The 18,674-nt window shown below is 44.9% G+C and carries 13 protein-coding genes; 12 read left to right on the top strand and 1 reads right to left on the bottom strand.

Annotated elements, in window-relative coordinates:
- Positions 1–20: 20 nt before the first annotated feature.
- From MHB54_RS11925 to MHB54_RS11905, 5 genes are all read left to right on the top strand, one after another.
- Complete coding sequence (locus MHB54_RS11925) at positions 21–1,055, top strand: hypothetical protein (protein WP_023986506.1); 1,035 nt, start codon at positions 21–23, stop codon at positions 1,053–1,055.
- Positions 1,052–1,846 (top strand): TPM domain-containing protein, encoded by a 795-nt coding sequence (locus MHB54_RS11920; RefSeq protein ID WP_053324390.1) that lies wholly within the window; start codon positions 1,052–1,054, stop codon positions 1,844–1,846. Before MHB54_RS11925 ends, MHB54_RS11920 begins: the two co-directional genes overlap by 4 nt.
- 141 nt (positions 1,847–1,987) lie before the next feature.
- Positions 1,988–2,980 (top strand): SPFH domain-containing protein, encoded by a 993-nt coding sequence (locus tag MHB54_RS11915; RefSeq protein ID WP_023986508.1) that lies wholly within the window; start codon positions 1,988–1,990, stop codon positions 2,978–2,980.
- Positions 2,981–3,238: 258 nt separating this feature from the next.
- The gene (locus tag MHB54_RS11910) at positions 3,239–6,979 is read left to right on the top strand and encodes an alpha-L-arabinofuranosidase C-terminal domain-containing protein (RefSeq protein WP_264454297.1); all 3,741 of its coding nucleotides are present in this window, start codon (positions 3,239–3,241) and stop codon (positions 6,977–6,979) included.
- A gap of 42 nt (positions 6,980–7,021) precedes the next feature.
- Complete coding sequence (locus tag MHB54_RS11905) at positions 7,022–7,357, top strand: helix-turn-helix domain-containing protein (protein WP_023986510.1); 336 nt, start codon at positions 7,022–7,024, stop codon at positions 7,355–7,357.
- A 393-nt stretch (positions 7,358–7,750) separates the two neighbouring features.
- Here the strand turns inward: MHB54_RS11905 and MHB54_RS11900 are convergent, their stop codons facing one another.
- On the bottom strand, positions 7,751–8,995 hold the full coding sequence (locus MHB54_RS11900; protein ID WP_080751582.1) for a helix-turn-helix domain-containing protein: 1,245 nt from the start codon (positions 8,993–8,995) through the stop codon (positions 7,751–7,753).
- Between the two features lie 493 nt (positions 8,996–9,488).
- Here MHB54_RS11900 and MHB54_RS11895 point away from each other — a divergent pair, with 493 nt between their 5' ends.
- From MHB54_RS11895 to MHB54_RS11865, 7 genes are all read left to right on the top strand, one after another.
- Positions 9,489–9,626 (top strand): hypothetical protein, encoded by a 138-nt coding sequence (locus MHB54_RS11895; RefSeq protein ID WP_023986512.1) that lies wholly within the window; start codon positions 9,489–9,491, stop codon positions 9,624–9,626.
- 50 nt (positions 9,627–9,676) lie between these two features.
- Positions 9,677–11,959: a glycoside hydrolase family 3 C-terminal domain-containing protein gene (locus MHB54_RS11890; RefSeq protein ID WP_023986513.1), complete on the top strand. Its 2,283-nt coding sequence runs from the start codon at positions 9,677–9,679 to the stop codon at positions 11,957–11,959.
- A gap of 136 nt (positions 11,960–12,095) precedes the next feature.
- Positions 12,096–12,377 carry a hypothetical protein gene (locus tag MHB54_RS11885; RefSeq protein WP_023986514.1) on the top strand — a complete coding sequence of 94 codons (282 nt, stop codon included), beginning with the start codon at positions 12,096–12,098 and terminating at the stop codon, positions 12,375–12,377.
- 63 nt (positions 12,378–12,440) lie between these two features.
- Entirely contained in the window at positions 12,441–14,870 is a 2,430-nt protein-coding gene (locus MHB54_RS11880; protein WP_023986515.1) for a glycoside hydrolase family 2 protein, read from the top strand.
- 106 nt (positions 14,871–14,976) lie between these two features.
- On the top strand, positions 14,977–15,339 hold the full coding sequence (locus tag MHB54_RS11875; RefSeq protein WP_052405430.1) for a hypothetical protein: 363 nt from the start codon (positions 14,977–14,979) through the stop codon (positions 15,337–15,339).
- 700 nt (positions 15,340–16,039) lie between these two features.
- The gene (locus MHB54_RS11870; protein WP_023986516.1) at positions 16,040–16,792 is read left to right on the top strand and encodes an SDR family NAD(P)-dependent oxidoreductase; all 753 of its coding nucleotides are present in this window, start codon (positions 16,040–16,042) and stop codon (positions 16,790–16,792) included.
- A 513-nt stretch (positions 16,793–17,305) separates the two neighbouring features.
- The gene (locus MHB54_RS11865) at positions 17,306–18,667 is read left to right on the top strand and encodes an MFS transporter (protein ID WP_023986517.1); all 1,362 of its coding nucleotides are present in this window, start codon (positions 17,306–17,308) and stop codon (positions 18,665–18,667) included.
- Positions 18,668–18,674: the final 7 nt, after the last annotated feature.

Raw genomic sequence — 18,674 nt, 5'->3', positions numbered from 1 at the left:
CTACATGAAGAGGTGAGCAGATGCCGGTTATCGAATACAAATGCCCAAACTGCGGCAGCGGCATGGTCTTTGACGGTGAGACAGGGATGTTATCCTGTCATAGTTGCGGAAGAGAGGACAATATCGAATCTATTCCTGATCCTCTGATAAATCGTATTTTTTCAGAAGATGAGGCCCATGAGTATCATTGTAATAACTGCGGAGCAGTGATTATGACCGAAGTGGAGACGAGTGCAACGGTGTGCAGCTTTTGTGGTTCTGCCGTGGTTCTCGGGGATCGACTGACTGGCAAGCTGGCTCCAGCGCAGGTTATTCCTTTTTCAATCAGTAAGGAAGAAGCCATAGCTGCTTTCAAAAAATGGTGCAAGAATGGCCGTCTTACGCCGAATCGGTTCATGATAGCAGACCGAATCAAGGGAATAACCGGGATGTATGTGCCCTTCTGGTTATATGAATTACATAATAAAATTGAGGTTCAAGGTGAAGGTACCCAAGTGAGAACCTATACGAGCGGAGACTACGAATATACGGAAACGAAGCATTTCGATGTATATCGGAAAATTCGTTTGAATTATGTAAAGGTTCCAATTGATGCTGCGGAGAAAATGAACGATGAGCTGATGGATAAATTGGAGCCTTTTCCATACGATCAGCTAAAACCCTTTAAAACGCCATATCTAGCAGGTTATATTGCGGAGAAGTACAGTTATAACGAAGAAGAGCTTTTCCCGCGAGTTAAAGAAAAAGTGAAGGAATATATTGATGCTTATATTCATTCTACGGTGTCAGAGTATACGGCCGTGAGTTATACGGAAAAGCAAATTGATACTACATTAAAACAAGCGGATTATGTCCTGCTCCCGGTGTGGGTCATACACTATGACTATAATCAATTGGAGCATACGTTTGCTATGAACGGACAGACGGGCAAGGTAGTCGGTAAGCCTCCGATTAGCAAGTTCAAAGTGACGGCTTGGTTTGCAGGCATTTTCGGCATTACTCTCTTTTCATTGAGGTTAATCACTTGGTTGATGATGGGAGGGGGATTTTATTGAAAAAGCATAGAGCGATTATAGCCGTCTTGTTGTTCTTTGCTGCTTTTCTGGCAGTTCCTATGGAAATGAAGGGCGAACCAGCAACGACAGAAATGAAGCCATTGATTTATGATGAAGCGGGTCTGCTCAATCAGGAAGAGTATGATGTGTTGAACGCTATGGCTAATCAATACGGAGCGGAAAGAGAAACGGACATTATTATTTATACTACTCTCAATCCCGACAATATGGATGTTATGAAAATAACGCAGGACTTTTATGATGACCATGGCCCTGGGTATGACAGATCTCATGGGAACGCGGTCATTTTAACGATGGATATGAGAAATAGAGAGGTGTACTTGGCCGGATTTTATAAGGCAGAACGGTATCTGGATGATGACAGGCTTACTAAAATACGCCATGAGATTAGCCCGGACCTGACGAACGGCAACTATGGGCTTGCATTTCAAAAGTATATTCTGAGTGCGCACAAATATTTGGCCATCCGTCCAGGGGTGAATCCAGACAGTATATTTTTTAAAGGCTGGCTTCATTTGGCGGTTGCCCTGGGATTGGCGGCGATGATCGTGGGCAAGATGGTTTCCAATTCTGGCGGTCGGGTTACGGTAAATCGGCAGACCTACGAGGATGCGAACGCTTCAGGAGTTCTGGAGCATCGAGATCAGTATCTTCACACAACGACAACGAAACGGAAGATTGAAAAGAGCAGCAGTAGCAGCAGCTCAGGCGGTGGTGGCGGAACTACCAGCGGCGGTCATTCGCATAGCGGCAGCAGAGGATCATTTTAACTGAGGATTTTGTAAAAATCCAATAAGCGACTTTCAATGAACAATATATAGATCGAAATGGTCTAGTTCGTCTATATATTGCACTTTGGAGCGACTGGAATCGAATTTTGCAAAATCCTAAACTGAAAGGATGGATACAGTATGGGGTTCTTCAGAAATCAATTTGCAAATGTTGTAGAATGGGAAGAATTTAGAGATGATATGATTTTCTGGAAGTGGAGCAACCGTGAAATTAAAAAAGGCAGTAAATTAATCATCCGCTCCGGTCAAGATGCGATTTTTGTAAATAACGGCAAAATAGAGGGTATTTTCGAGAATGAAGGGTCGTATAACATGGACTCTGACATTATTCCATTTCTATCCACATTAAAAGGGTTTAAATTTGGTTTTAACAGTGGTATGAGAGTAGAAGTCTTATTCGTTAATACGAAGGAGTTTACGGTCAAATGGGGGACGCAGAATCCAGTGCTGATCCCGACCCCTCAGCTGCCAGGCGGTATGCCGATTCGTGCCAATGGCACATTTAATTTTAAAGTGAACGATTATGTTACGCTCATCGATAAGATTGCCGGAGTGAAGGACAGTTATCTAGTTGAGGATGTGAAAATACGGATTACTTCGGTGTTGGATCAGTTATTGATGAAGTGGATTAGCAGAGAAGGAAAGGACATGTTCAATCTGCAGGCGAATGCTTCTGACATTTCAAAAGGTATTCAAGAAGATCTGGATATGCAAGTGATGGACAACGGTATGACGATTACTGGTTTTCATGTGATGAGCTTCAATTATCCTCAAGAAATCCAAGATATGATCACGAAGACAGCCTCTCATGAAATGATCGGTAATCTGCAAAAGTACCAACAAGTGACGATGACGGACGGGATTGCATCGGGTAATGTAAAAGGCGGCGGTGCTGCTTCGGATATGGCGAGTATGATGATGGGGATGAATATAGCAAATGAAATGATGAAAAATTTGAACCCGAACCCAAAGCCTTCGGCTGAGACTCAGCCTACACCTGCTGCCCCCGCTCCATCTGGAGACGGTAATAAGCCCAATTTTTGTCCGAATTGCGGTACAAAAAACGAAGGAGCTAACTTCTGTCCGAATTGTGGACAAAAATTGAACGGATAACATAGCTACGGTCAAACTTCTTTATTTCAGAAAAGTTCCGACTGGGTCAAGTAATCCTGTAAGCCAAAAGGCAGTTATCGCAGAGTATCTTCTGTGATGGCTGCTTTTTTATGTAGTTCGTTCAAGTATTTTCTTCATAAATCCGATTTATTGGATTGAAAAAGGTACTCAGGATAAGGTACTATAGCTATATAGTATGTATTTATATTAACTAATTAGTTATTACATTAATAAACTATGGGTATAGGAGCAACGAAGATGACCAAATTCCAAGATCAAATCATTGCGCGTTACAAGTTTGATGATGCAGAGAACGTCGGCAAAGATAGCTCAGGGCAAGGTAACGATGGGGTTGCTTCAGGCACAGTAACACCTACGATTTCCCATGCTACCGGTAGAGCAGCTTTGACGCTTGAGGGTGGCCCCAACGGTACATCGTATATCCAGCTTCCTTCCGATCTATTCAAAGATGTAAGCGATAACACCGGTGTGACGGTTACTGCTTGGGTCAACTTCGGCAGATTCACAGATATGTGGGAACGTGTCTTTGACTTTGGTAAAGCCCATACAGGACCCTATATGTTCATGACACGGAATCTGCGCGGAACCCTTTTCACCGAGGTGGATTTGTCCGTAGACCCGGGAAGAGGCTTTGTCAGGGATGAGTGGATGCACATAGCCCTGTCTGTGATCGGCACGGAAGGCGGCACATTAAGCAGTGCCGGTCCGGTGATATATGTCAATGGTGAAGTGGTAGCGGATGGTTCCATCAGCCAAACTTCCAGCGGTAACTATGCCAAGCTGCGTAAATGGTTCGAAACGTTTACAGACTCGTCCAACTACAGCAACAATTTTATCGGTCGCTCCCAGCATGCGGCGGATGTAGACTTTGCCGGCTCCGTTTCAGACTTTAGAATTTATAAAGCAGGCTTGTCGGCAGATGAAGTCATTGAGGTCATGTGCGATTCGTTGACAGATGAAGAGATCGTGAAGCTTGCTAGAGATAAATATTTGTCCTTTCCAACGACGATTGTGACCAAGGACTTATCTCTGCCAACCGTTCTGATGGGCGGTAGAGTAGAAGTGACCTGGAAATCCAGCCAACCTAGTATACTCTCTGACAATGGGCAGGTGCAGGCGATTACCTCCGCACAAGGGGTTACCGTCACAGCTTTATTAACGAAGGGCTTAAGCCAGATTGAAGAAAGCTTTGAAGTATCCGTTCTTCCTGAACAGCTGCCTCCGTACACGCTGACCATTCATGGAAATAAGGAAGTACTGGATGTCAGCGAAGTGATGTACGGCTTGTTCTATGAAGATATCAATAACGCGGCAGATGGCGGGATTTATGCAGAACTGGTTCAGAATCGCTCCTTTGAATCTTTCGAGTTTGATACGTATTCCCATGCTTCCGGTGAATGCGGCTGCTCTACAGGACGGAACCGCAACCCGTTGTTTGCCTGGTCTGGTGATACGGACAAGATGACTCCACAACATAGCGGTGGATTAAATGAGTTTTTAGGCGCAAAAGACAAAGAAGTGAACTCTTATTATGTGACGGTAGCGGATGGTGCAACGATTCGGAACAAGGGCTTTTCCGATTCTAACCAGAATTGTGCCATGTCCATCCAAGAGGGTGCCAAGTATGAGTTTACCATCTGGGCGAAGGCCGATTCAGCTGGCGCAATCACACTGCAACTGCAAGACTCGAATGAAAAGGCTATCAGTAATTCGGTTACGGTACAGGTGGAAGGTGGCAACACGTGGAAGAAGTACGGCATCGATTCCAAACTTGTGCTGACAGGCTCAGCTACGGTTCTCGGGCAGCTGGCGCTTACATTTGAAGGGGACATTTCGGTTGATATGGTTTCTTTATTCCCACAAGATGTATGGGGCGCAGGAGAGGAAGCGCAATCCCCATCGGCACATGCTAACTTCCAGGGAAATCCTAACTACCGACTGAGAAAAGATTTGGTGAACGCACTGGTTGGCATGCATCCGAAGTTTTTGCGGTTTCCAGGTGGTTGTATTTCCGAGGGTTCGTTTATATGGGAAAACGTATACGATTGGAAGGAATCGATTGGGGATATCGAGCTGCGCAAGGAAAACTTTAATGTATGGGGCTATATGATGACCATGGGCCTTGGTTATATGGAGTATTTCCAGTTGGCAGAAGACCTGAATGCAGCTCCGCTTCCGGTTATGGCCTGTGGCGTTCTCTGTCAAGCCCGTTCCGATTACGCTCATCCGGCTGGAGGCGCATTAAGAGAATACTATATTAAGAACTTTACAGATCTGATCGACTTTGCGATCAGTGTGGATTTTGAACATAATGAATGGGCTGCTATGCGTAAAAAAATGGGCCATGAAGCTCCGTTCGATCTGCGTTATTTGGGTGTGGGTAACGAGAACTGGGGCACAGAATTCTTTGCCAACTTTGAAGTGTTCAAGACGTCGATTGATGAGTATATGGAGAAAAACTATCCGGGTTATGAGCTGCATATCATCTCCACGGTTGGCGCTCAAGCAGACGACGATGCCTATCAGCAGGGCTGGAAGTTCCTGAGCGGTAATATGAAGGGCTCGGCTAAGGTTGCTTTTGCAGATGGTAACCAGGTGACGGAAGAAACTGTAACCTGGTATGAGAAGCAAAAGGACTATATGGACACCATTGCAGACGAGCATTATTATCGTTCTAACGAGTACCTGCTGAATAACGTGGACCGCTATAACTACTACTACAGAGCTTATAACGTGGACGGCAGTATAAATTGGAAAGCAACATCAAAGGTTTTTGTCGGAGAGTACGCCTCAACGGATAAAAATACATTAGCAGGCGCTGTAGCAGAGGCAGCGGTGATGACGGGCTTCGAAAATAATGCCGATGTCGTTCGGTTGGCTGCCTATGCACCGCTGTTTAACAAGGTGCTGACAGATGGAACCTACAGATGGACACCAGACTGCATCTGGTTCGATGACGAAACGGTGTGGTTTACGCCGAACTACTATGTACAGCAAATGTATGCTAAATATTTGGGGAATAAAGTATTGAGCACTTCTTTCTCTACTTACAAAAACGGCAAGCCAACGGATCTCATTCCTCAGGGTGGAATTGAAATAGCGACAGGCAACGCCGAAGTTATGATTAAGCGTGTGACTGTTACTTCCAACCAGGACGGCAGTGTTTTGCTGGATCAAGACTTTACCCAGGAATTGAATTCGGCCTGGCAGGTCATTCCCGGTTCCGTGGGCTCTACAGTGGAGGAAGGCAAGGGGCTTGTCCTCAAAGCTCAGGATAGCGGTTTGAATGGTCTGTACATCTTGAACGACAGCTGGAGCAATTACAAGGTAGAGGTGGTCGCTTCCCGTATTTCCGGCACGGACGGTTTTTATGTGGGTGCGGGTCTCACGGATATTTCTGCGGAGAAAAAGGACGTTGTCGAATACGCGATCGGTTATGGCGGCAAGGCTACCGGCGTGAAGGTTTACAAGCAAGGCATAGAAGGCTACACATTGGGTGACTACTCTTCCAGTACAGCGGCAGGTAACTTGAGAGCAGCTAGCTATGAAGAGTTGGCTGACAACACGGACTACACCATAACAGTGAACTACGGCGGTGAAACGGGCAGTAATCTGATTTGCTCATACACCGACGGCGAGACGACCAGCAAAGTGCTGGACTACAAGCTGGAGGCTTACAACAGAGACGTGTTCAACTCGGTAACCCAAGATGCTGAGCATGTATACGTGAAGCTGGTGAATGCTGACAACGTAGATAAGGTAATACAGCTGAATCTACAAGATTTGAGTGTTGAGTCCATCGCTAAGCTGGTTACACTAACCGGCGATTCCTCGCTTGTTCATGTACCTAACGTGAACAAGAAGAATGACGAGAAGGTAGTGCCTACCGAACAGCAGATCACGCTTGATACGAATTCTGTCCTTTTGTACTTACCAGCTAACTCGGTGAATGTGCTGGTGCTGGATCTTAAAGCATAGGGTACGAGATGGTTAGGGTAATGATGGTGGAACCTTTTCCCGCTGGGGATAAAAAACATCCGAAAATTGAACAAGCTTAATCAAATTGAATTCTCACAGATTATTGGTGTATCACAAGGAACATTGAGTGAATTGGAAAAAGATAAATACAAACCATCATTAGAAACCGTAATTGCTCTTAAACTAAATTTCGGTGTTGATTTAGATTGGCTGCTAATTGAAGAGGCGGTAGTTTCTAATAGCGGGATATTTCGTGTACAGATAGATGATCTTGAATCAAATTTAATCTCAGGCTTTCGAAAGCTAAATCTAGATGATAAACGGGAAATTGAGGGGATTTTGAATTTGAAGTTAAAGCGGTACAGAAATAGAGCATAACTGTACTATTTTGCGAAAAATATCAGGATGCTTTTAATTTGTGTTCTGTGAGTATGAGATACTGCTTGTATGGGGAATCTGGGGGAACTTACACCGATGAAATTAATCAGTTTTACTTTGGTGAATCTGCCAATCCCATTAGGCGTTGCAAATATTGACTTCTGATCGCCATTGAAGGCTTTGAACAGGAGCATGATTTAATCCGGGGCAAAGGCTCGTTTCAGAAGGTCATAGAACAAATTGACCGCCTGCTCAGACTTCGCCAAGAGGGATGATTTCAAGGTAAGATAAATTATGCCAACAGGAAAACGGAGCACTACAGCAGTACGTTCGGCTGCTTTTTAACTAATGGACAGGAAATCAAGCAGCTTTTCAGTGCTCAAGCAGTGTGCTCTATCTTAGCTTATTCTCTCTGCGATATCGACCAGGCGTTGCCCCGGTATGTTTTTGGAATATTTTAATGAAATGGGTCTGATCATAGAAACTCAGTCGCAAAGCAATGCTGTGAATAGAATCAGTTGTTAATAGCAGTAATTTTTTTGACTCTTCGACCTTTTCCATCTGAATGAAATTACTTATCGTGATGCCTGTCTCTTTTTTGAATTTTTGACTTAAGTAGTTTGGCTTTAGGTGGGTTAAATCCGCCAAAATAGTAAGATTCACATTTTGATAAATATGTTTGTTAATATATTCCTGGCATAAGGATATAGCTTTGGAGAGGTGCTTCCGTTTTGCTTTAGACACTCGTTCTACAAAATCGACCAATGCATTAAAAGTTGCATATTCTACCGCTTTTATATCAGACAATTGCTCAATGTGTTGAATATGATGATCGCTTATCATGTATGCAATCTCCGCATATAGTCCTCCCTCTACTGCAGCACGGCAAGCTAATGTAATCGTACAAATACTCAAATTTTTCCTGTTTCGGAGTTGGCTGTACTTGGCTAACAGCCCTCCTTCTTCAAAATGAGATGCAGCTGAAAAAAAAGACATACTAAGCAATTTAGTTTTATCTCCATCTCTGATAATTTGAAGAACACGTTCCTCCAGGTCACGCCCATCCTTATACTCAGATAGCTCACGTTGTTTGGATATAATTAAATCCACTTTATTTCTGATCGAATTATTTTCATCCACAATAAGGAAATCACTACTCATTACATCGGAAATGTCTAACCATACACCATTCAAAAGATAGAAAGCAAGGATACAAATATGATAAAGACGCTTGTTATTTACATGAGATAATTGTTGTACGTACTGCTGTAATTTGTCATCTAAGTCAGGCTCATGGTATGAATTTTTGTTTTCTTCCGCAGATCTGGGATATGAATAAACAGGGCCAATAATGATTGCAGAAACTGTTTGTTCTTCTGCTGAGAATGGAATTGTGATGTAAGACTCATCAAAGATGGTTTTATGAATACTTGGAATCCTGGTGTGAATCGACTGCTCCATAAGTAAACGAGCAATTTCGATCTGATGACTAAAGTACATGCTGTTTTTAGCATCATCACTGGATTCTACATTAATGCTATTATCAGTATTTGAAACTGGATAAAAAACCGGAAGTTGTATGGATTCATAAATCAACCTGCTTAAAAATGCAAGTTGATGAAAAGCCACATTCATCATTTTCACCTCATTTTCAGTGATGATTTGTATGATTTATATAATAATCATACCACAATCAAAACGCTTATTCCTTATAATAAGACTTATCTTACTTTTAAGAAAACGAAAGGGGTTAAGACTCACTGAATAATAGGACAGAGTAGAAAATTTTAATACATTGTGGTAAGCGCTTACGAATTTAAATACTATTTCAGTGATCACATGAATTTAGCTAAACAAGAAGCCCATCATTGGGGTAAGTGAAGGGAAAATTGACCGTAGCAGATTAGAAAAGATTGTATGTCATATTATTTAAATTAAACTAAAAAAAGATGAATAAACATTAAATAACAATTCATCGGAATAGTTTTCAATTTACTACACATGAGGCTGGTAACAGCATTGTTCCACTAGCATTCGAAAATGTGAGCTTGCAACCGGGAGAAAGCAAGGAAGTAAAAGTCAGCATTACTGAAGTTGGAGATTATGACTACACCAGCGGGTGAAACAGTAATTGATATGGGACAAAACATGGTTGGCTAGGGGAGAAGCCTCAATCCGTGACCTTGCCAGTTATCCTTCCTTTGAGGCACCGGAAGAGCTGTTGAATGAACTGGACCTTCAGCTCTCGGCGATCGTTCTGGAACAATAGTTAAAACCTGCCTGCTTGCAGAGCTTCATAACCGAGGAGTGTTGAGAAGAATGAATCGTGATATTAAAAATATGGTAAGACAGATGACGTTGAACGAAAAAGCAGAACTTTGTTCTGGAGCCAGCTTCTGGTCAACCCAAGCCGTAGACAGATTGGGTATTCCGTCCATTATATTGACTGACGGCCCGCATGGTCTTCGAAAGCAGGACGGGGAATCGGATCATCTAGGTCTCAATGAGAGTGTAACATCCACCTGTTTCCCTTCAGCTGCTGGTTTGGCGAGCTCCTGGAATCGCGAGCTGGTACAGCTTGTGGGTGAAACCATTGGCAAGGAAGCACAGGCAGAAGATGTAGCTATCGTCCTTGGACCTGCCGCCAATATCAAGCGTTCGCCGCTGTGCGGACGCAACTTCGAATATTTCTCGGAAGACCCTTATTTGACCGGGGAATTAGCTGCAGCGCATATCGCAGGTGTGCAAAGTCAAGGTGTCGGGACTTCTTTGAAGCATTTTGCCGTTAATAACCAAGAGCATCGGCGGATGACAACAGATGCCATTGTAGATGAGCGTACATTAAGAGAAATTTATTTGACTGGTTTTGAGAAGGCTGTAAAGCAATCTCAGCCATGGACCGTCATGTCAGCCTATAATAAGGTCAATGGGTCTTATGTCTCTGAGAATGAATACTTGCTGACAACCATTCTGAAAGAAGAATGGGGCCATGAAGGATTCGTGGTCTCCGACTGGGCTGCGGTAAGTGAAATTGTGGCCAGCATTGCCGGCGGTATGGAGCTGGAAATGCCTTCTTCGAACGGAGAAGGGCCCAAGCAAATTGTTGAAGCCGTGAACCACGGTGAATTATCCGAAGAAAAGCTGGACCAAGCGGTAGAAAGGCTGCTGCATGTCATTTTTAAAGCAGCCGATTCCAAGCGTGAAAATGCCAGCTATGATCAGACAGCCCATCATCAATTGGCCAGAGAAGTTGCGAGAGAAACGATGGTTCTGCTGAAAAATGAGAATCAAATCCTTCCTTTGAAGAAAGAAGGAAAAATCGCAATTATCGGGCAAATGGCTGAAAAGGTTAGATATCAAGGTGGAGGAAGCTCCCATATCAAGCCTACACGGCTGGACAGCATTTATGAACAAATGAAGATATCCGCAGGGGAAACCGCGTCCATTACTTACAAGCAGGGCTACGGTCAGGACTCGGACGAATCCGATCAGTCTATGCTTGATGAAGCGATAAAGGCTGCAGCTGCCTCAGATATAGCTGTACTCGTAGTGGGTCTGCCCGACCGCTATGAATCAGAAGGGTATGACCGTTCTCATCTGGATATGCCGCTCAATCAACAACAGCTCATCTCTGCCGTTGCAGCCGTTCAGCCCAATGTAGTTGTGGTGCTGTGCAATGGATCACCGATTCTCATGCCGTGGCTCCAAGATGTTAAGGCTGTTCTGGAGGGATATCTGGGTGGTCAGGCTGCGGGTGGAGCTATCGCTGACTTGTTGTTCGGCGATGCCAACCCTAGCGGTAAATTGGCGGAAACCTTCCCTCAATCCTTGAAGCACAATCCATCCTATTTGTTCTTCCCTGGCGATGGCGACCGCGTCGAATACCGGGAAGGGATTTACGTAGGTTACCGTTATTATGACATGAAAGATATCGAGCCTTTGTTTCCTTTCGGTTATGGTCTCAGCTACACCCGGTTTGAATACTCCCACTTAACCGTGAATCAGACCGAAATGAAGGATAACGAAACGTTCTCTGTAACCGTGAATGTAAAAAACACAGGTCCCGTATTTGGCAAGGAAGTGGTCCAGCTGTATGTCCATGATTGTGAATCCACGGTAAGCCGTCCTGAGAAAGAGCTGAAAGGCTTTGCCAAAGTTGCGCTCAAACCCGGAGAAGAGAAAACCATCTCTTTCACGTTGGATAAACGAAGCTTTGCACACTACAGTGTCGAGCACAAGGACTGGCACGTGGAGAGTGGGGAATTTGATATCTTACTAGGGTCCTCTTCACGGCATATCGCTTTGCAAACGAAAGTTATGGTGGAATCTACTACGAGAGAAATCGTGCCGGTATACGATCGAAATACAGCTCTAGGCGAATTGCTTTCGAATCCGAAAACGACGGCGGTGTTGGCCCAAATGCAGGGGCTGGCTCCCCAGGGAGCCGAAAATGCACATTCAGATGCTGTATCTGCGGAGATGATTCAGGCATCCATGCGCTATATGTCGCTGCGGGCTTTAATTCCGTTTACAGGTGGAGCACTTACGGAGGAGACGCTCTCCATGCTTCTGGAGCATTTGAACGTGGCAGTTCGCCAATAAATGCACAATCCAAGATTTTAAAATATCTTTTTCAGTGTTCAGCAGAAAGCATACTTTTTCTGATTTAAAACTGAAATCGACAGCCAGGGAGAGTGTACGAGTATGAAAAAAATATTTATTTTAGGAGGCATCGGATGTGCTCCCGACTCAGCGGCTGGCGCGCTTGGCTAAGCAGGCGGGAGTCAAGAAAATTGTCCTGTTTGGTTCTTACTTTGCCCATTTCACTGAAGCTTGGCACGATCTGAATCTTAAGAAGGAAAATGCATATCCACGAACAAGACTTCTTCAGGAAGAGGTTTCCTTTATGGAAGGTGAAGGAGAAATGGATGTACCAAATTATTTCCAGGGTCCTACAACGTCGAAGATGTCTTCACGTAACCAATATAAACTTGAGATACAGACTAGTGTGGCCCTGTAAATCCAAGAACGAACAATAAAGAAAACTTCAAGCTCTGATATAAAAGAAGGGGATGACTTAGAAATGATTAAAACATCTTTTAATGCTGATTGGCTGGTTGGCCCAAAACCTAGCTACTTTGGTGAGATCGATACGGATAAAAAGCCGCATAAGCTTGTTACTTTGCCGCATGATGCGATGTGGGAGAAGGAGAGACTGAAAGACGGCAGCCCGAGTATCGCTTGTTATCCGGAAGGAGAATATGAGTACAAAAAGTCATTTTTTGTACCCGAGGAGTACCGGAACAAGCGGGTCACCATCGAGTTTGAAGGCGTATACAATCAAGCGATGGTATACATTAACGGAGATTTTGCGTGTCAGCATCCCTTTGGATACAGCAATTTCTATGTAAAGACTGACCGCTTCCTCAAATATGGCCAAGAAAATGAGATCCGTGTTATCACTAATAATTACAAAGACTCCCGTTGGTATACAGGGGCTGGCATCTACCGGAATACCAAGCTGATCGTAGGGAATCTCACGCATATTGCCTTGGATGGTGTGAAGATTACCACGCCTGAGATATCTGACGGCCGAGCAGTCGTAAAAGTAGCGACAGTGATTGAAAATGAAGGCTTAAGCACTTTAACGGTGCAGGTGTTGACTGAGATTATCGATGCGGATGGAACGGTTGTTGCCTCTGATCTTGCTCCGGTCACGACCTTTGCGGGCGAGCCGGCAACGCTTCGTCAGTCCATTCTGGTAAAGTCCCCCAAACTTTGGAATGTAGACGAGCCAAATCTATATACGTGCAGAACGACGGTTAAGACCGACGAGGAAGAAGTGGACCAGGAGTCAACGACCTTCGGCATTCGTTCGCTAACATTGGATGCGGATCAAGGGTTATGCATAAACGGGAAGGTCGTCAAGCTGCGCGGTGCGTGTATTCATCACGATAATGGCGTGATTGGTGCTGCTACCATTGATCGAGCCGAGGAGCGGCGAGTCGAGATTCTGAAACAGGCAGGATTCAATGCGCTGCGTAGCGCGCATCATCCGATGAGCAAAGCGCTGCTCGACGCATGCGACCGTCTTGGCATGCTGGTTATGGACGAGAGCTTTGATATGTGGAGTTCTACCAAAACCGAATATGATTATGCGCTGAGCTTCCCCGTTTGGTGGGAAAAGGATGTACAAGCGATGGTGGATAAAGATTTTAACCACCCAAGCGTAATTATGTATTCCATCGGTAACGAAATTCCGGAAACGGGCAGCTCCATCGGTTCAATGTGGGGACGCAAGATCGCGGAGAAGATTCACTCCCTTGATCCTACCCGCTTTACCACGAACTCGGTTAATTTCTTGCTGGCCGTAATGAAGGAATTGCCTAAAATGGCTACTTCTGGCCACTTTAACATCAGTGAAGACTCCGGCATCAATACAACGATGAACAATTTAGGTGACATCCTCGCGGCGATTGTTAATAGCGAATTATGTACGACGCAAACGGCAGAATCGTTCGCATGTGTGGATATTGCGGGCTACAATTATGCAGAATCACGATACCTTAAGGATATAGAACAGTTTCCTAACCGGATTATCGTCGGGAGCGAGACTTTTCCGAAAAAAATCGATGTTAACTGGAAATTCGTGAAAGAGCTTAGCCAGATCATTGGAGATTTTACCTGGACGGGATGGGATTACCTGGGGGAAGCGGGGATAGGAAGAGTCCAATATGATGTGGATAGCTCATCCCCCTCAAATCAAGGCATGTACCCGTGGATTACAGGCTGGTGCGGCGACATTGATATTCTTGGCAACCGGAGACCCGTATCCTATTACCGTGAGATCGTATTCAGTCTTCGCACGGCTCCGTATATCGCTATACAGCGGCCTGAACATTATTCTAAAAAAGCCTCTCTGTCGAAATGGAGCTGGAGCGATTCTGTCTCTAGCTGGTCATGGAGCGGATATGAGAGTAAGCCAATTAAAGTAGAAGTTTATGCCGATGCAGAAGAAGTCGAGTTGCTGGTAAACGGGCGTTCGGTCGGAAAAGCTGAAGCGGGCGAAGGACAACGCTTTATAGCGGAATTCGACACCATCTATGAAGCGGGCGAAATTACGGCGGTGGCTTACGTTAGCGGACAAGAAACCGGCAGGATGACACTCCATTCGGCAAGCGGTGCCGTCATGCTCACAGTAGAAGCGGACCGAACAGAGATTGCCGCATCCGACAGTGACCTGGCTTTCGTAATGATTAGCCTGGAAGACGAGCAAGGTAATCTGTTTAACACCATGGACCGGAAGGTTTCTGTGATGATTGATGGGCCTGGCTTGATTCAGGGCTTTGGCAGTGCCAACCCCGCAACCGAAGAGAATTACTTCGAGAAGGAGAATACCACCTTCGACGGCAAAGCATTGGCGGTTGTGCGTCCAACCGGCGCAGGCGTCATCACCTTGACAGTCACTGCTGAAGGCTGTACTCCGCAATCCGTTACAATTAACGCACTATAGTGGAATTCGGACTTTCCATCAGGATGTGAGCTAACTCTTTGGGTACGAGATTTTTCAATGTAATATATGACTCTACTCAAAGGGAAGCTATCAGGGAGACAGCAGAATGACGAAACAAGCAATAAATCCATTTTTACCCAGATATGAATATGTACCGGATGGTGAGCCATATGTCTTTGGTGACAGAGTTTATATATATGGCAGTCATGTTAAGTTTAATGGTATAGCGTTTTTCGAGAACAATTATATATGTTGGTCTGCGGATGTAAATGACTTGGGGAACTGGAAGTACGAAGGAGTCATTTACGAGAAAATGCAAGATCCGATGTGCAATGATCCTGAGAAGCGGATGTTATATGCAGCAGACGTTCAAGTGGGACCGGATGGAAGATATTATCTTTATTATGCTTTTGATTTACTAGGAGTAATTGCCGTTGCTGTAAGTGATACTCCTGCTGGCAAGTATTAATTTTACGGACATGTCCATTATGTCGATGGCACATTGCTGGGCGATAAAGAGGGAGATACCTTTCAATTTGATCCAAGCGTATTAGTGGATGATGACGGACGTATGCATTTATACACCGGATTCTGTATGGAGCATTTTTCATGCATTGGTTTGGGTTTCCAGACAGAATTATAAAGGGTGGTATGTTACCAAATTGGAACAGGATATGGGAAAAAGCATTGAGCAGGGGTGGCTGCAAAATCAGTATTAATACCGCTAAACTGGAAAAATGATCTGCTTTAATTTCATTTATTGTAATGAACCGTAGCTCATCGCTTCGTTCCATGCCGTTTACGAATCAATGCAAGGTTGGGCTGCGTTCGATGACAGACGCAGACGCTGAAAAAACCAAAGAGTGGAGGAATCACAAATGGCCTTTAACGAAAACTCGAAATTAAGCGAATTGCTGGCGAACAAAGCTGCGACCACGGTGCTGGAGAAGCATTTGCCCGGAATCTCGACCAATCCGATGGCGAGCATGGGGAAGGGCATGTCGCTTAAGCAACTGGCCGCCATCCCGCAAGCCAATATGCCCCAAGAGTTGATCACGGCTATCGTTTCCGATCTGACTGACATCGGAGAAGAAGGCGTTCAAACGAAGCCTCATGAGAGAAGCCCGGCAAACGAGACTAAAACTGGTGAACTTCTTGATAGAACCGTACTGATTGGTTCCGTCGCCATCATCACTGGGGGAGGCAGTGGCATTGGTCGTACCGCCTCGCTTCAGCTTTCCAAGGCTGGATTCAACGTTGTTGTCGTCGACTTCAATGCGGAGACGGGTGGAGAAACGTTACGCCTTGTTCGTGAACAAGGCGGTGAGGGTCTTTTTGTGCAAGCCGACGTCTCAAAAAACGAAGATGTCGAACGGTACGTGAAGGCAACCATCGACGAATACGGACGAATCGACGCCTTCTTTAATAACGCAGGAGTTCTGCAACAATTCAATTTGCTGGAGAACATCGAACTGTCCGAGTTCGAGCGAGTCATCAACGTCAACGTCCGTGGCGTCTTCCTTGGCTTGAAGCATGTGCTGAAGGTTATGGGCAAGCAGGGTTATGGCTCGATCATCAATACTGCTTCGACCGCGGGTATTCGCTCCGAACACAGTATGGCCGTCTATTCCGCAAGCAAGCATGCTGTGATTGGCTTGACGAAATCTGCAGCGATAGAATACGTAAGAAAAGGCGTTCGGGTCAACGCTATTTGCCCTGGCGGCGTCGATACGGCGCTGACACAGACAGTCCCAGCCATGATGCAAGAGAGTGGCTATATGCCGGAGGAATTCCCTTCCATGAGGATGGGACGATTCTCCGATCCGGCTGAAGTTGCCGAGATGGTCGTGTTTCTAGCCTCAGGCAAATCCAGCTATATGACCGGCTCGGTCGTCGTGGTTGACGGTGGGCTGACGTTGTAATCGCAGTTAATCCATATCACTCAGAATGGGCCAAGCTGACTTCTGGAACCCGTTCGATAGCTAGTTGTATGCGGATACCGAATGATGTTTACAAGTTGCATGAGTAGGTTCAGGGATGAAATATGTTGATTGCATGTAAGAACGCCGAATTGAACGTGGATTAAAGAATGGAAGATTTATTGGCAAGCATGACATTGAAAGAGAAGGTAGCTTAACTGTGCCCGTCTTGTGAATGACCCGGTGGATACCACCAGAACCAGGGTGTTGAATCTATACTGGATGACTTTCAATTAGAATGTTGCGGATAAATATCCCGTTCCGCTTGGATACTGTGAGATGTCGAAGAAAATAACTCGGTGAGGTAAGTGATTCATCGATTCCTCCTCGGTATCCGCGCGAGCTCCAAATTCAATATGACAGCATGAGACAAGGCGACTGTGGTGCGTGAGAAGAGTTTCTTCTCTGAATCTTTTGTCGTATATTTGGATGTTAACCGAAGGAGTTGAATTTTGGATGGAACGGGAACTTACGACTAAAGAATTAATCGGTGATTCGGCAGGTTCAATTGCTTTAAGTATCATGACAGCCCTATTAGGTCTGATGACATTCTACTACACCGACATTGTTGGAGTTTCGGCTGGTGTTGTAGGTACAGCCTTGTTATTTACCAAGCTTCTAGACGCTGGCGCAGATATCGGAATGGGGGTACTTCTAGACCGAACTCGTTCTAAGCACGGTCAAGCCCGCCCTTGGCTGCTAAGAATGATCATCCCGATATTTGTATCCATTTTGCTGCTGTTCAGCGTTCCCGATCTAAGCCCAGGGGCAAAAATAACTTACGCTGTTATAACTAACATCATATTTTATATTTTTGTGTTTACTCCTACATCGATTCCTTATCAGAGCCTAATGGCTTTAACGACAAGAAGCCAGCAGGATCGAACCTTAATGGGGATATTACGAGCCTCTTCTAATTATTTCACAGGAGCCATCATCGTCATGGCTTTCATTCCGGCTGTCAATGCTCTTGGAGGAGGCAAGAAAGAATGGACGCTTTTAACAGCAATCCTGGGGTTGATCGCTTCTCTTGGAATCTTTTTGACCTTCCGTTATTCTAAAGAAAGATATAATACCCAACAATTGAAAGATGTTGGTGAGATAAAGAAAAACTATACGATGAGAAAAGGTCTTAAATTGCTTTTTACGAACAAATATTGGCTTATTATTTTTTTTATCGCACTAATCTCGAATATTAATTTTGCTGTATCCGCTTCAGCCGGGATGTATTACGCCAAGTATATCTGGGGCAATCTTAATTTGGTAGGGATCATGGGAGCGCTCTCTTTTATCCCGATGGTACTCGTTTTTGCTGTCTCCGGGCCTGTCATCAAGCGATGGGGCCAGCGAAATACTGCCATCTTTGGATTGGCAGTTGGGATCCTGGGCTCTCTCATTCGATTCATTGATCTTAACAGCATCCCGATTGGCCTGGCTGGCTCCGTACTGCAAGGGTTTGGTGTGATTCCTCTGATGATTGTGCTGGGACCGCTTATGACGAGTACGATTGAATACGGCGAATGGAAGCATGGGCAACGGATTATTGGGTTGACGAATAGTGTGAACTCCTTCGGTGGTAAAATCGGTACGGCGCTTGGAACGGCACTCATTGGCTGGTTGCTTGCTTTCGGGCATTATCAGGAGGGCGCATTAATACAGACAGATACTGCAAAATCGATGATCATCGTTATGAATATTTATTTGCCATTATTCACTTATATTTGCATGGCTATTTTGTTGTTTTTCTACTCACTAGAGAAGCAGTACGTTGGCATTCTGGATGACTTAAAGAAAAGACGGGAAGAAGTTCCTGAATAATCGTTGT

This window comes from Paenibacillus sp. FSL M7-0802, from assembly GCF_038004945.1.
In the GTDB taxonomy this organism is placed as follows: Bacteria; Bacillota; Bacilli; order Paenibacillales; family Paenibacillaceae; genus Paenibacillus; species Paenibacillus polymyxa_B.
The sequence above is the reverse complement of the archived record's forward strand: the minus strand, read 5'-3'. Positions and strand labels throughout refer to the sequence as shown.

Bases quoted from the DNA above. Each gene is read 5' to 3' on its own strand.
- MHB54_RS11875 (WP_052405430.1), top strand. From the start codon at position 14,977: ATGACGAAACAAGCAATAAATCCATTTTTACCCAGATATGAATATGTA.
- MHB54_RS11890 (WP_023986513.1), top strand. From the start codon at position 9,677: ATGAATCGTGATATTAAAAATATGGTAAGACAGATGACGTTGAACGAA.
- MHB54_RS11900 (WP_080751582.1), bottom strand. From the start codon at position 8,995: ATGATGAATGTGGCTTTTCATCAACTTGCATTTTTAAGCAGGTTGATT.
- MHB54_RS11865 (WP_023986517.1), top strand. From the start codon at position 17,306: ATGGAACGGGAACTTACGACTAAAGAATTAATCGGTGATTCGGCAGGT.
- MHB54_RS11915 (WP_023986508.1), top strand. From the start codon at position 1,988: ATGGGGTTCTTCAGAAATCAATTTGCAAATGTTGTAGAATGGGAAGAA.
- MHB54_RS11880 (WP_023986515.1), top strand. From the start codon at position 12,441: ATGATTAAAACATCTTTTAATGCTGATTGGCTGGTTGGCCCAAAACCT.
- MHB54_RS11910 (WP_264454297.1), top strand. From the start codon at position 3,239: ATGACCAAATTCCAAGATCAAATCATTGCGCGTTACAAGTTTGATGAT.
- MHB54_RS11925 (WP_023986506.1), top strand. From the start codon at position 21: ATGCCGGTTATCGAATACAAATGCCCAAACTGCGGCAGCGGCATGGTC.